At 73.6% G+C, this 13722-nt stretch carries 13 protein-coding genes and 1 tRNA gene; 7 read left to right on the forward strand and 7 right to left on the reverse strand.

Annotated features, from left to right (window positions below):
* The first annotated feature begins 31 nt into the window (after nucleotides 1-31).
* Complete coding sequence (locus AB0K65_RS17380; protein WP_365717280.1) at nucleotides 32-769, forward strand: Tellurium resistance; 738 nt, start codon at nucleotides 32-34, stop codon at nucleotides 767-769.
* A gap of 64 nt (nucleotides 770-833) precedes the next feature.
* Here AB0K65_RS17380 and AB0K65_RS17385 read toward each other — a convergent pair whose 3' ends face one another.
* Nucleotides 834-1742 carry a TerD family protein gene (locus AB0K65_RS17385; RefSeq protein ID WP_365717282.1) on the reverse strand — a complete coding sequence of 303 codons (909 nt, stop codon included), beginning with the start codon at nucleotides 1740-1742 and terminating at the stop codon, nucleotides 834-836.
* A gap of 186 nt (nucleotides 1743-1928) precedes the next feature.
* Here AB0K65_RS17385 and AB0K65_RS17390 point away from each other — a divergent pair, with 186 nt between their 5' ends.
* The 5 genes from AB0K65_RS17390 (at nucleotide 1929) to AB0K65_RS17410 (ending at nucleotide 8745) form a co-directional block, all read left to right on the forward strand.
* Nucleotides 1929-3218, forward strand: a complete 1290-nt coding sequence (locus AB0K65_RS17390) for an HpcH/HpaI aldolase/citrate lyase family protein (RefSeq protein WP_365717284.1) — start codon at nucleotides 1929-1931, stop codon at nucleotides 3216-3218.
* Nucleotides 3219-3224: 6 nt separating this feature from the next.
* Complete coding sequence (locus AB0K65_RS17395; protein ID WP_365717286.1) at nucleotides 3225-5744, forward strand: phosphoribosyltransferase; 2520 nt, start codon at nucleotides 3225-3227, stop codon at nucleotides 5742-5744.
* Nucleotides 5745-5758: 14 nt separating this feature from the next.
* A complete protein-coding gene (locus tag AB0K65_RS17400; RefSeq protein ID WP_365717434.1) occupies nucleotides 5759-6649 on the forward strand; it encodes an HAD family hydrolase in 891 nt (296 codons plus the stop codon).
* Nucleotides 6650-6949: 300 nt separating this feature from the next.
* Nucleotides 6950-8098, forward strand: coding sequence for a histidine kinase (locus tag AB0K65_RS17405; protein ID WP_365717288.1), 1149 nt, complete (start codon nucleotides 6950-6952; stop codon nucleotides 8096-8098).
* The gene (locus AB0K65_RS17410) at nucleotides 8098-8745 is read left to right on the forward strand and encodes a response regulator transcription factor (RefSeq protein ID WP_365717436.1); all 648 of its coding nucleotides are present in this window, start codon (nucleotides 8098-8100) and stop codon (nucleotides 8743-8745) included. Before AB0K65_RS17405 ends, AB0K65_RS17410 begins: the two co-directional genes overlap by 1 nt.
* A gap of 84 nt (nucleotides 8746-8829) precedes the next feature.
* Here AB0K65_RS17410 and AB0K65_RS17415 read toward each other — a convergent pair whose 3' ends face one another.
* The 3 genes from AB0K65_RS17415 to AB0K65_RS17425 form a co-directional block, all read right to left on the reverse strand.
* Nucleotides 8830-9048 (reverse strand): zinc ribbon domain-containing protein, encoded by a 219-nt coding sequence (locus AB0K65_RS17415; protein ID WP_365717290.1) that lies wholly within the window; start codon nucleotides 9046-9048, stop codon nucleotides 8830-8832.
* A 9-nt stretch (nucleotides 9049-9057) separates the two neighbouring features.
* Nucleotides 9058-10389 (reverse strand): hypothetical protein, encoded by a 1332-nt coding sequence (locus tag AB0K65_RS17420; protein WP_365717437.1) that lies wholly within the window; start codon nucleotides 10387-10389, stop codon nucleotides 9058-9060.
* 131 nt (nucleotides 10390-10520) lie between these two features.
* Nucleotides 10521-11288, reverse strand: a complete 768-nt coding sequence (locus AB0K65_RS17425) for a DUF4097 family beta strand repeat-containing protein (RefSeq protein WP_365717292.1) — start codon at nucleotides 11286-11288, stop codon at nucleotides 10521-10523.
* Nucleotides 11289-11455: 167 nt separating this feature from the next.
* Between AB0K65_RS17425 and AB0K65_RS17430 the strand changes: the two genes are divergently transcribed.
* Nucleotides 11456-11530 (forward strand) — tRNA-Val (locus AB0K65_RS17430).
* A 933-nt stretch (nucleotides 11531-12463) separates the two neighbouring features.
* On the opposite strand, the gene AB0K65_RS17435 is transcribed toward AB0K65_RS17430, so the two are convergent.
* The 3 genes from AB0K65_RS17435 to AB0K65_RS17445 all read right to left on the reverse strand — a co-directional run bounded on the left by AB0K65_RS17435 (nucleotide 12464) and on the right by AB0K65_RS17445 (nucleotide 13720).
* A complete protein-coding gene (locus AB0K65_RS17435) occupies nucleotides 12464-12757 on the reverse strand; it encodes a hypothetical protein (RefSeq protein ID WP_365717294.1) in 294 nt (97 codons plus the stop codon).
* Nucleotides 12758-12902: 145 nt separating this feature from the next.
* Nucleotides 12903-13187, reverse strand: coding sequence for a hypothetical protein (locus AB0K65_RS17440; RefSeq protein WP_365717296.1), 285 nt, complete (start codon nucleotides 13185-13187; stop codon nucleotides 12903-12905).
* 179 nt (nucleotides 13188-13366) lie between these two features.
* Nucleotides 13367-13720 carry a hypothetical protein gene (locus AB0K65_RS17445; protein ID WP_365717298.1) on the reverse strand — a complete coding sequence of 118 codons (354 nt, stop codon included), beginning with the start codon at nucleotides 13718-13720 and terminating at the stop codon, nucleotides 13367-13369.
* Nucleotides 13721-13722: the final 2 nt, after the last annotated feature.

Raw genomic sequence — 13722 nt, forward strand, 5'->3', positions numbered from 1 at the left:
CATCTCGGCAACGCGTGGGGGGTGGGGAGGCATGGCCTTCTGGGACGGCCTGTTTCCAGGCAGGACGGCGCAGTTCGACTCGGGCAGCGCCTCGACCAACTCGATCGACCTGACCAAACGGCGACCGTCGGTCTCGCTCACCAAACAGGGAGCCGCGACCGGCAATCTGCGCGTCAACCTCTCCTGGCGGATGCGCACCTCGGACATACAGGGCCGCTCCCGGCAGAGCGGCCGGCTGCTGCGCCACCCCTCCCAGCTCTTCAAGCCGGAGGTCGTCCAGGCGCACACCCAGGGAGTCGTCAACGTCGACCTGGACCTGGGATGCATGTACGAGCTGACGGACGGCAGCAAGGGCGTGGTGCAGCCGCTCGGCGGCTTCTTCGGCGCCCTGAACGCCCCGCCCTACGTGAACCTGAGCGGTGACGACCGGTTCGGCGGATCGTCGGGCGAGACGATCTTCGTCAATCTCGACCACAAGGACACGATCAAGCGCCTGCTGTTCTTCGTGTACATCTACGACCAGACGCCGGCCTTCGACCGCACCCACGCCAAGGTGACGCTCTACCCGAGCAACGGCCCGCGGATCGAGATCGAGCTGGAGGAGCGCGCTCCGCAGGCCCGCTCCTGCGCCGTCTTCACCGTCGAGAAGGTGAAGGACGAACTGATCGTCCGCCGCGAGGTGAAGTTCGTCTACGGCTTCCAGGCGGAGCTCGACCGGCTGTACGGGTGGGGCCTGCAGTGGGGGCGCGGCTACAAGACGAAGACCTGAGGTGACCCCGACACGCTCGGGCGCCCGCCCGTGGGCGCGCTCACGAACGCGCCCCCGTACGTACTCAGGGGCGGACGAACTGCGGGCCCATCGGAGGCAGCCGGAAGTTCGGGTCCGGAGCGGGCGCGGCCGCCGCGGCGGGCTGGGGGTAGCCGTAGCCCGGCTGCGCCGAGGACGGCTGGGGCGAGGGATATGGCTGCGGGTAGCCGTACGCGGGCTGCGGATAGCCGTAGGCCGGGGGAGTGGTCGGCTGCGGCGGTACGACGGGGGGCCCGGCCGGCGGAGCAGGAGCCGTCACGGGAGGGTGGACCACCGTCGCGTCCAGGTCGAGGTCCAGGTCCGGGTCCGGTCCGAGGTCCAGGTCAGGGGCGGCGGGGGTGTCCCGCGCGCCCTGGCCGTCCGTGGCCCCGCCCTGGCCCGCCTCGTCCGCGGCCTCGTCCACCGAGATGCCGAAGTCGGTGGCGAGACCGACGAGCCCGGTCGGGTAGCCCTGTCCCACGGCACGGAACTTCCAGGCGTCCCCGCGCCGGTACAGCTCGCCGCAGATGATCGCCGTCTCCTCGCCGGTCTCCGCCGTCACGTCGAACACGGCCAGCGGGTCCCGGTCCGGCGCGCCCGCGTCGTACAGCAGGATCCGCAGGTCACGGACGCTCCGGAAGGTGTCACCGTCCGAGGAGGCCGCGATCACCACCTGGTCGACGGACGGGTCGAGTCGGCCGAGATCGGCCTCGACCGTGTCGGTCAGGCCTTCGGCCACCCGCTTCTTCGGCAGCCGCCGCACCAGGCCCGAGGGGTGGCGCGGCTGGTTGTAGAAGACGAAGTCCTCGTCGGAGCGCACGCGCCCGTCGGTGCCGAGCAGCAGGGCCGAGGCGTCCACGTCGGGGACCCCGGGGCCCGGGGTCCAGCGGAGCACGGCCCGTACGGCCGCGGTGTCGAGAGGGACGTTCGAGCCCTTCAGCATCGCGTGCGTCATGACGGCCATCCTGCCTGCTGGGCCGACTCCCGGACAACGCGGGGGGCACGGCGAGCCGGGCGAGACCGATCGGATGCGGACGAGTTACCTGGATTTCATACGGGAAGGGAACTACGGACACCCGCACCTACGTACTATTACCGGCCACATGTCATCAGGGCCCGCAAAGGCAGTCGGGGGAGTTACATGCGTCATTTCGGGCACATCCCGTCCGCTTCGCGGGCCGGGCTGTTCCACCAGGAGCCGGCCGAGTTCACGGCCGACTCGCCCGCGAGCGTGCTCGCGGTGGCCTTGGGAGCCACGCTCTACAGCCCGGCCACCCGGCCCCGGCTCGCCGACGACGTGCGCAAACAGGCCGCCCGCGGGGTCGTCTCCATGGTGCTGTGCCTGGAGGATTCCATCGCCGACGCCGACGTGGAGGCCGCCGAGACGAACCTGGTCCGCCAGTTCGCCGACCTCGCCTCGGGCGGCGCACCCGCGGCCACCAGCGCGGACGTGCTCGCGAGGGCCGGTGCGGGCACCGGCCCGGACGCGCTCGGGAGAGCCGGCGCGGACCCCCGCGCCCCCGGCGCGGGCGAGGACCCCGAAGGCGCGGCCGCGGAAGTGCCGCTGCTCTTCATCCGGGTCCGCGAGCCCCGCCAGATCACCGACCTGGTCGCGCGCCTCGGCGAGAACGTCCGCCTGCTCTCCGGCTTCGTACTGCCCAAGTTCGACGAGTGCCGCGGCCGCGCCTTCCTGGAGGCCCTCACCGCCGCCGAGACGGCCTGCGGACGGCGACTTTTCGCCATGCCGGTCCTGGAGTCCCCCGAGCTGCTCCACCTCGAGACCCGGGCCGCGACCCTCGCCGGCATCGCCTCGATCGTCGACAAGCACCGCGACCGGGTCCTCGCCCTCCGGCTCGGCGTCACCGACTTCTGCTCCGCGTACGGACTGCGCCGCTCGCCCGACATGACGGCGTACGACGTCCAGCTCGTCGCCCACGTCATCGCCGACGTCGTCAACGTCCTCGGCCGCTCCGACGGCAGCGGCTTCACCATCACCGGACCCGTCTGGGAGTACTTCCGGCTCGGCGAACGCATGTTCAAGCCGCAGCTGCGCCGCAGCCCCTTCCTGGAGGGCAGCGCGGAGGACCTGCGTACGGCCCTCATCGAGCACGACCTCGACGGGCTGCTGCGCGAGATCGAACTCGACCGGGCCAACGGCCTGCTCGGCAAGACCTGCATCCACCCCACCCACGTGGTGCCCGTGCACGCGCTCTCCGTCGTCAGCCACGAGGAGTTCAGCGACGCCCAGGACATCCTGCGCCCCGAGCGGGGCGGGGGCGGAGTGATGCGCTCCGCGTACACGAACAAGATGAACGAAGTGAAGCCGCATCGCGCGTGGGCCGAACGCACCCTCCTGCGCGCCGAGGTCTTCGGCGTCGCACGCGAGGACGTCGGCTTCGTGGATCTGCTGACCGCCGGACTGGCCGGCTGACGAAGGGTGATTGACGACGTGGTGTGGTCGGGAACATGGGTCGCCGAGCGACTCGGTGTCGAACTGGTCGGCGACGAGAAGCTCCCGGGCCTGTTGGGCCTCGCACTGCGCCGCAACCCCAAGAGGGCGCACCTGCTCGTCTCCCACGTGCTGGGCAAGCACATACCCCAGCGCCCCACGGTCGTGTACGGCTCCGGCTTCGCCCTCGGCGAGCGCGTACGCGACCTGCTGGGCGGCGAGGAGGCCGGGCGGGCCGTCGTCGTCGGCTACGCCGAGACGGCGACCGCCCTCGGCCACGCGGTCGCCGACGGCCTCGGGTCCGCGCCCTACCTGCACTCCACCCGGCGCCCGGTGGAGGGCGTGGCACGGGCCGGCGGCTTCGAGGAGTCCCACTCGCACGCCACCTCGCACCTGCTGCTCCCGGAGGACCCGAAGCTGCTGGCGGGCGAGGGGCCCCTCGTCCTCGTCGACGACGAGTTCTCCACCGGCAACACCGTCCTCAACACCATCCGGGACCTGCACGAGCGCTACCCCCGCGACCGGTACGTGGTCGTCGCCCTCGTCGACATGCGCTCGCCCGCCGATCACGGCCGCCTGGAGGCCTTCGCGCGGGAGATCGGCGCCCGCGTCGACCTCGTGGCCGGCGCGGCGGGCACGGTACGGCTCCCGGACGGCGTCCTGGAGAAGGGCCAGGCCCTGGTGGCGCAGTACGAGACCGCGCCGGCCCCCGCCCCCCTGCCGCCCGCCGGCAGCCGCCCCGTACGGGTCGAGCTCGGCTGGCCCGACGGCGTCCCGGACGGAGGCCGCCACGGCTTCACCGTCTCGCACGCCCTGGCGCTGACGGACGCCCTGCCGGCCATGGCGGACCGCCTGGCCACCGCCCTCGACGAGGCGCCCGGCCGCGGCTCCTCCGGGTCCTCCTCCGCCGGCCCTTCCGCCGCCGGCCCGTCCGCCGACGGCCCCGCGCCCCGACCCGCCTCCGGCCGTCGTGTCCTCGTCCTCGGCTTCGAGGAGCTGATGTACGCGCCGCTGCGCCTGGCCGTCGCGCTGGAGCGCGCCGGACACGACGTCGCGTACTCCACCACCACCCGCTCGCCCGTCCTGGCCGTCGACGACCCCGGCTACGCCATACGCACCCGCCTCGTCTTCCCCGCCCACGACGCGCCCGCCGACGGACCCGGCCCGCGCTACGCCTACAACGTCGCGGGCGCCGGCTTCGACGCCGTCGTCGCCGTGGTCGACTCCGCCGCCGACACCCCCGAGCTGCACGCCCCGGACGGCCTTCTGGCGCAGCTCGCCGCGCACATCCCGCACGTGGTGCTCGCCGTCGTACCGACCTACCAGCCCACCGCTTCCCCCGAAAGGGCGTCCATGCTGCCCGAGCCCCTCCGCGGCCCCGCCTTCTCCTCGTACGCGCCGGAGGAGGTCGGCTGGCTGCTCCAGGACCTCTCGGACGTCGAACTGGAGGCCCCGACCGAGGAGCGCGAGGAGGCCATCCAGAGCGGCGGCGCCCACTACGCCGAGTCGCTGCCGGTCGAATACCAGCCCAGCGCGCAGTACCAGGAGCTGTTCCACGCCGCCCTGGAGACCTCCGCGGCCCGCATCGCCCGCGCCGTCGGCGCCGTCACCGAGACCGTCCTCGCCGAACGGTCCGGCCGGGGCAGCGGCACGCCCGTGCTCGTCTCCCTCGCCCGCGCCGGGACCCCCGTCGGCGTCCTGATGCGCCGCTGGGCACAGGCCCGCCACGGCCTCGACCTCCCGCACTACGCCGTCTCCATCGTGCGCGGGCGCGGCATCGACGCCAACGCCCTGCGCTGGCTCGCCGCCCACCACGACCCCGCCGACGTCGTCTTCGTCGACGGCTGGACCGGCAAGGGCGCCATCACCCGCGAACTCGCCGAGGCGCTCGAGGACTTCCCCGGTTTCGACCCGGAGATCGCCGTCCTCGCCGACCCCGGCTCCTGCGTCCGCACCTACGGCACCCGCGAGGACTTCCTCATCCCCTCCGCCTGCCTCAACTCCACCGTCTCCGGCCTGATATCGCGCACGGTCCTGCGCGCCGACCTGGTCGGCCCCGACGACTTCCACGGCGGGAAGTTCTACCGCGAGCTGGCCGGCGCCGACGTGTCCCGCGACTTCCTCGACGCCGTCGCCGCCCGCTTCGACGAGGTCGTCGACGCCGTCGACACCGACGTCAAGGAACTGCTCGCCGCCGACCGGACCCCCACCTGGGAGGGCTGGGCGGCCGTCGAGCGGATCAGCGAGGAGTACGGCATCCACGACGTCAACCTGGTCAAGCCGGGCGTCGGCGAGACCACCCGGGTCCTGCTGCGCCGCGTTCCCTGGAAGATCCTCGCCCAGCGCGGCGCGGGCGCCGACCTCGCCCACGTACGCCTCCTCGCCGAACAGCGCGGGGTGCCCGTCGAGGAGGTCGACGGCCTCCCGTACACCTGCGTCGGCCTCATCCACCCCCAGTACACGCGCGGCGCCACGGGCGCCGACGGGAAGGCGGTGGTCTCCCAGTGAGTACCGACACCGTGATGGTCGCCAGCGACCTCGACCGTACGCTGATCTACTCCGCCGCCGCCCTCGCCCTCGGCATGCCCGACGCACAGGCGCCCCGGCTGCTCAGCATCGAGGTCCACGAGTCCAAGCCGCTGTCGTACCTCACCGAGGACGCGGCCGTGCTGCTGGCGGAGGTGTCCGCGGAATCCGTCTTCGTCCCCACCACGACCCGGACCCGCAAGCAGTACCAGCGCATCCAACTGCCCGGCCCCGCACCGAAGTACGCCATCTGCGCCAACGGCGGGCACCTCCTGGTGGACGGCGTCACCGACCGCGACTGGCACGACGGCGTCCTGCGGCGGCTCGCCGACGAGTGCGCTCCGCTCGCCGAGATCCGCGCTTACTTCACCGCCACCACCGACCTGTCCTGGGTGCGCAAGCACCGGGTCGCCGAGGACCTCTTCGCATACCTCGTCGTGGAGCGCGAGCGGCTGCCGGAGGAGTGGCTGAAGCGGTTCGGCGACTGGGCCGACGACCGTGGCTGGACCGTCTCCCTCCAGGGCCGCAAGGTGTACGCCGTACCGAAGCCGCTCACCAAGAGCGCGGCGATGCGCGAGGTCGCCCGCCGCACCGGGGCCGGTCTCACCCTGGCCGCCGGGGACTCCCTCCTCGACGCCGACCTGCTGCTCGCCGCCGACCGCGCCTGGCGCCCCGGCCACGGCGAACTCGCCGACAGCGGCTGGACCGCGCCACACCTCGACGTCCTCGCCGAACGGGGCGTCGCGGCGGGCGAGGAGATCCTGCGCCGCTTCCTGTCCACGATCCGCACCCACCGCGCGACACCCTCCCCCCTCGACGCGGCGGCCCTCCCCCTCGGCGGAGCGCCCGCCGCCGGGGGGCCGACCGCCCTGCCCGACCCGGCCTGAGGTTTCCCGGCACAGACTGGGCATCACCGGCCGGGTCTGAGGTCTGTCCGGAGCGGCGTCAGCGTCGCGAGCCGGTCGTGGGGTCCCTCGTCGGGGAGGGGAGGGTCAACGGCCCGGCCTGAGGCTTCCCGTGCGGAGCGCGGGTCTCCGGCCGGACACGAGGTTCCCGGGAGTGGAGCGCGGGTCTCCGGCCGGGCGTGAGGCCTCCCCGGCCTCCCCGGCCTCCCCGGCCTCCGCGCCGCCGACGGTGCGGTTTTCCGCAGTGCGGGAGGCCGCCGGCTCCGGCTAGCGTGGCCGGTCATGGGGAACCTGGGGGGACATCTCACGCACCGGCTCCTGACGGCCGTCGGCCTCGCCCTCGGGGCCGGCACCGCGGTCGCCGGGCTGCTCGGCGCCGTCGCCGGCGGGCTCGTCCTGCTGCCGGTGCTCGCCTGGCCGCGAGGGCGCGCCGCCGCCCAGCGGCGGCTGACCGCCGCCGCCCGCCCCCTGGCCCATCTGGAGCGGTGGCGGCTCGACCGGCTCCTCGGCGCGCGCCTGCCCGGCTCCCGGCCGGACGGCGCGGCCCTGCGCCACCTGGCCGCCCGCTGGCCCCTCGGCCTCCTCGGCGGGGTCGTGCTGGCCTGCGCCGCGTACGGCCTCGGCCTCGGCACCTTCGGCCTCTTCGGCTGGCTGATCACCGACATCGACTACCCGGGCCTCGTCGCCCTCGCCGGCCTCGGCGGGCTGTTCCTGCTCTTCCTCGCCGACCAGGGCGCCACGGGGGTGGCCTCGCTGGAAGCCCGGCTGGCCCACCACTTCCTCGGGCCCCGCCACGCCGACGCGCTGGAGGCCAGGATCGCCCAGCTCGCCGCCAGCCGGGCCGAGGTCATGGACGTCGTCCACGACGAGCGCCGCCGTATCGAGCGCGACCTCCACGACGGCGTACAGCAGCGGCTCGTCGCCCTCGGCATGCTCCTCGGACGGGCCCGCCGCAGCAAGGACCCCGCACAGGCCGCCGAACTGCTGCTCCAGGCCCACGAGGAGAGCCGGCGGGCATTGGCCGACCTCCGCGAGGTGGCCTGGCGGGTCTACCCGACGGTCCTGGACGAGGCGGGCCTGCGGGCCGCCCTGGAGGCGCTCGCCGAGCGCGGCCCGCTGCCGGTCGGGCTCGTCTACGACGCGCCCGGGCCCCTGCCGAGGGCGGTGGAGACGGTCGCGTACTTCGTCGTCTCGGAAGCGGCCACCAACGTGGTCAAGCATGCGGGAGCGAGTCGCATGGACGTTCGGGTGACCCTGGAGAACGGAGTGTTGGACGTGCGCGTGCGCGACGACGGGACGGGCGGCGCTGACGCCGCCGGCAGCGGTCTGACCGGCCTCGCGAGCCGGGCGGCCGCACTGGACGGACGGCTCGCGGTGGACAGCCCGGTGGGCGGGCCGACGGTCGTACGGGCGGAGCTGCCGTGCGGGTGATGCTCGCCGAGGACTCGACCCTGCTGAGGGAGGGGCTCGTACGGCTCCTGGCCGAGGAGGGCCACGAGGTGACGGCCGCCGTCGGCAACGCCGTCGAACTGCTCGCCGCGGTGGCGGGCGACCCGCCGGACGTGGTCGTCGCGGACGTCCGGATGCCGCCCACGCACACCGACGAGGGGCTGCGCGCCGCCCTGGAGATCCGCCGGACGTGGCCTCGGATCGGAGTGCTCGTCCTCTCGCAGTACGTGGAGCGGCGGTACGCGACCGAGCTGCTGACCGGCGAGCCCGAGGGGCCGGGAGCCGTCGGCTATCTGCTCAAGGACCGGGTGGCGCAGGTCGACGAGTTCCTGGAGGCACTGGGACGCGTGGGGGAGGGCCGCACCGCGTTCGACCCCGAGGTCGTCCGCCGCCTTCTGGTCCGCTCCTCCCACACGGATCCGCTGTCCCGGCTGACACCCCGGGAGGGGGAGGTCCTGGCGGCGATGGCGCAGGGGCACACGAACGCGGCGATCGCCGCCCGGCTGCACGTCTCGCAGAGCGCGGTGGAGAAACACATCAACGCGATCTTCGACAAGCTGGAGCTGACGGGCCGGGGAGAGGGCTACAGCCGCAGGGTCCTGGCTGTGCTGCGCTACCTCGGCAGCTGAGCCGGCGGCCCGTCTCCGGCCGCGGTCCCCGGCCGGAGACGGAGGACCGCCGGCGGGGCCGCCGCAGCCCCGCCGGCGGACGGGTCAGCCGCAGCAGCCGCCACCGCAGCACCCGCCACCGCCACCGGAGGCCGGCGCGGGGCCACCACCGGTCGCCGTACCACCCACGGCGACGGCGGAGAGCAGCTTGACGGTGTCGTCGTGCCCCTCGGGGCAGGCGGCGGGGGCGGAGGACTCGGCCATGGGGCGGCTGAGTTCGAAGGTGTCGCCGCAGGTCCGGCAGCGGTATTCGTAACGAGGCATACGGACAGGCTAACGGCCGCCGCTGCCGCCCCCGCCCCGTTCCTCCCGGATGAGCTCGACGACCCGCGCGGCGGTGGCGCGGACGGCCTCCAGCTCGGTGAGGAAGTGCCAGTAGTCGGGGTGGCGGCCGCTGTCGAGGGCGGCGACCGCCCGGTCGAGACGGGCGACGCCGTCGTCGAGAGGCCGGGCGTGCCGGGGGTCGGGAGTGGTGCGGCCGGCCATGGCGAGCCGCTGCGCGTCCCGCACGGCGAAGCGGGCGCGGTCGATCTCGTGCTGCGGGTCCTGGGCGACGGCGTCGAGACGGCGCAGCCGGTCGCCGGCGGCGGAGACGGCCTCGTCGGTGTGGTCGAGCAGGGCACGGGCGGTGGCCAGCAGACTCGTCGCGTCGGGCCAGCGCTGCTCGGCACGGGCCGCGGCGGCCTCCTTCAGCCGCTCCTCGGCCTGCCGGACGCTCTCGGCGGCCTGGTCGGGGACGTACTGCAGGTCCTGCCAGCAGGCGGCGGAGAAACGCCGACGGAGCTCGGAGAGGACGGGCTCGACAGCGCCGGCCCGGGTGGTCAGCGCCTGCGCGCGCGTCCGCAGGGAGACCAGGCGCTTGTCGGTCTCGGCGGCGCGCTCGGGCAGCCGCTCGGCCTCGGAGCGCACGGCCTCCGCGTCCCGCAGGAGGCTGTCGGCGCGCTGGAGGGTCGCGGGGACGCCGTGGCGGCCGGCGCCTTCGTTCAGCTTCGTGAGATCGGGGCCCAGCGCGGCGAGCCGCGCCGCGAGGTCGTCGGCGCGCAGACCCGCCTCCCGCGCCGCGTCGAGAGCGTCGCTCGCGGCGCGCAGCGCCTGCCGGGCCCGCTCGACGGCGGGAGCGAGCCGGGCGAGCTGGGTCTCCGCCTTGTCGAGCAGCGGCCCGAGCCCCTGCTCGAACCGGTCCAGCTCTCCCTTGACCCCGACGAGCTCGTCCCTGGCCCGCGTCAGCTCGGTCATGGCCCGCACGGCGGTGGCCGAGTCCAGCTCGTCCCGGTCGAGATCGTGGGCGTCGACGGCGGCGATGTACGCGTGACTGACCTCGTCGATCCGCCGCCCGAGATCGGCGAAGCCGTCGACGGCGCGGCGGGCTGCGGGGGAGTCGTCGACGGCACTGATCGTCTCGATGGAGATCCGCAGGTCGCGCTGGGCGGTGTCCAGCTCGTAGAACGCGGCCGCGGCGGCGTCCTTGGCGGCCTGCGCCTCGGCGCGCTGGCTCTCGCCCCGCCCGCCGAACCAGCGCCGGGTGCCACCACCGGCGAAGGCGGCGGGAAGAAGGGCGAGCCCGAGAAGCGGAAGCGCGAACGCGAACCCCAGGCCGCCGGGGATCCGCGGAGACGCCGAACCGGCCGCCCCGCCCCTCGCGTGAGTCGCCGCCACGTACCTCTCCCGTGCTGTGATCGCCGCGCTGCCCGGTCCGGTTCATTCTCCCACCAGGTAGTGACGAACACACGAGGCCTTTAGTTCGCGCTCCGCACCACGACTTCTCCGTTGTCACTGCGCGCGGTCACGACGTGCCCGGATCCCTTCGCGGTCGGGACGTCGACACGGACCTCGCCGTTGTCGCTGCGCGCGTCGACGTCGTATGTCCCCCGCGGCAGGGTGATGTCGATCTCCCCGTTGTCGCTGCCGGCCTCCACGCTGCTCGGCACCGCGCGGAGCGCGAGCCGTACGGCCCCGTTGTCGGAACGGGCGACGATCCGCTGCGAGGTGGTGTCGCCCTCGACGACGACCTCGCCGTTGCCACTGGACAGATCGAGCGCGCCGGAGGCGTCGCGTACCAGGACGGCGCCGTTGTCGGCCCGCACCGTCACGGGGGTGTCGAACCCGTCGGCCGTCACCTTCCCGTTGTCGTCCTCCACGACGAGGGCCACTCCACGGGGCACCTGGACGCGGTGCACGGAGTCGCAGTCACTGGCGAGCGCGTCGCACTCGACCCGCAGCGTCAGCCGCCCACCCTCCATCCGCCACACCGGCTCGGGCCCGGACCCCATGAACACCCACCCGTCGACCTGCCGGCTGACCCGCACGTCCTCGATGTCGGCGGGCACGAGCTCCAGCTCGGTGTCGTCGGCGTCGATCGTCAGCGTCCCCCCGGAGAACGCGAACCTCTTCGCCTCCACGGGCGCCCCCTCGACATCCGCGTCGCCACAACCGGTGACCCCGAGAGCGATGACGACGGCCCCGCCGACGGCGAGGAGCGTACGGATACGGCGACGAGCGACCATGACGAACCATCCCCCAGGTAACGCGCTGACTGTCCCCCCACGGTACGAACCCCCACCCCACCCCCGCGATCCGGCGACCCACCGCCCCGGGGGTGGGGCTACCCCCCGGGCCATCACGGGTTTGCGGGACCCACCCGTGGGCCATGTACGCTGTTGCCTCATTCCACGGGTGCGTAGCTCAGGGGTAGAGCGCTGCTCTTACAAAGCAGATGTCGGCGGTTCGAAACCGTCCGCGCCCACCAGCACAAAGGCCCCTCGCCGATCATGGCGAGGGGCCTTTGACGTTTACTTCTGACAGCAGTGGGGGCGGTCGATCAGGACCGGGGCGGCTCATGAGCAGCCGGTCCGAGTGCTTCGCGCTGGGTGTCCTGGACGGCGTGCGTGTAGACAGTGCGCGGTCGGCGCTGGCAGGTGATCTCTTGGCCATCGACGAAGCCCGACCGTCGGTTAGGCCCCGGACGCATCTCCGGGCCGCCCCCGGACAGGTCGGGGATGCAGCCATTCCCTTCAGAGCTGGAACCCCCGGAAGCCGACCGCGCGTTGGAGAGCTTAGGCGTCGGCACTGACAACGTCCTGTCCCGTGGTTGGCCGTTCGGCGCGGCCGTACCGCGGCCGTGCAGGTCACGAGCTCAATGACCCCGAGCACCCCGTCTCCGTGATGGCCGGCAGGGACTCGGTCGGGGGAGCCCCGGACTTTCGGCGGCGACGACCGCGCACCGGGGGTACAGGAACCCGTCGGACGACCGCGGGAACGGGCTGCCCCTTTCGGACGTCAGGTCCCCGGCAGAGTGCCGAACTACTCCTGATCCAGGCGGTGGAGCGCCTCGGCGTGACGTTCCGCGAAGCCGGCGATGTCGGAGACGGGGCGGCGGCTCAGCCCCTCGGCGAGGCGGTGGCAGGTCTCGTCGGTGGCTTCGCCGTTCAGGGCGGCTGTCAGTGCCCAGAGGTCCGCCTATGTCATTCTCGCGGGCGCAGGATGTCAGGCCGGTCCGACAGTCGAGGGGTGCGGATCTGCGTGGTCGTACCGGATGCCGAGGCGGTCATCGGCGGTGGGCGCTCCGCGCCTCGCGGTCGGGGGTGCGCACAGCGGGGCGAAGGCCCAGGCAGCCGGTGCCGGATCGGGTGCCTGGGCCTGGGGTGCGGGGGAAGTGACGTACCGGCGCGCCGGGGCGGCCCTACCGGACGACGACGTTGTGCGCCGGGATGATCGTCGGCTGTACGTCGGCGTGGCCGAGGTCCGCGAGGATCGGGCCGAAGGCCTTCGCGTGGGTTTCGAGGGCCTCCGGGCTCTCCCAGACCTCGGTGACGCGGAAGCCTCCGTCGACCGGGCCCGCCGCGTGGGAGATGAGGCCCGGGTTCGGGAGGTCGGCGAACCGGGTGAAGCCCTGTCCGTCGGTCACGCGTGCGATGACGGTGTCGTAGAGCTCCTGCCCGGCGTCAGGGAAGTCGAAGGTGACGATGATGGCCATGTGGGTGCCCCTGTCTCGGTCCGCCGCGGGGTTGCGGCAACGACCGCGACCCTAGCTCTACGTGACCGGAGACGTGCGCAGAGCGACGAAAGATCCCTCGACAGGTGACACGGCCAGGGCGCGGGTCACCGGGGCCGCCGCCTCTTCACGAGCCGGCCAGGACCTCCCCGGCCATGACCTGGGGAGGGTGGGGGAGCAGGGACGCCAGGTTGTCCCGCACGAAGTCCGCCGCCCTCGCGATCGATTCCTCGGCGCCGGCCCGGTCCTCGAAGACGCTGGTCGAGACCATGACCCCGTCGCCGGCGTCGACCCAGTAGTACGCCACGAACCCGGGAACCTGCCGCATGAGCGGCACGAACCCCTCCTTCACGCGGCGTCCCGCCTCGGCCGGATCCGTCACCCCTTCGTACCGCCGGACTGCTGCGTACATCACCGAGCTCCTCGTGGAGGGGGAAGGGTCCTTGTTCTGCTGTGACGTCGTACCTCCCGCATCGACCGTGCGGCGCGCGCGGCGCGCGGCCGTCACCTGAAGGGCCGTGCAGGGTGATCCGAACGGCGCCTTGGGGGAGGGACGCGCGGACCGGTGCGAGGGCGCTCGGCGGGGGGCGGTCAGCTGTCCAGGAAGACGACCGAGCGCAGCTTCAGGCGGTCCGTGGCCGGGTTGCCGTGGGGGCGGAGGGTCCAGGCGTCGCCGGTGCAGTCGGGCTCGGTGAAGACCAGGGCGAAGGCGTCGGTGTCGTTGTGCGGGGCGAAGGCGGGGGCGGAGGCGTCGTGGTCCGCGGCCTCGGGGAGGGTGATGCAGACGTCGCTCTCCGGGTCGTGGAGCGTGATCGTCCGGGCATCGCCGTTCAGGCCGAGGTACCTGTAGCCGAAGTCGCCGGTGGCCGCGTGGGCGGGCGTGGCGAGCACGGCGGTCAGGGCGAGGGCGCCGCAAGCGGACGCGAGGGTGTGGCGAAGACGCATGG

This window comes from Streptomyces sp. NPDC053755, from assembly GCF_040677675.1.
Classification (GTDB): Bacteria; Actinomycetota; Actinomycetes; order Streptomycetales; family Streptomycetaceae; genus Streptomyces.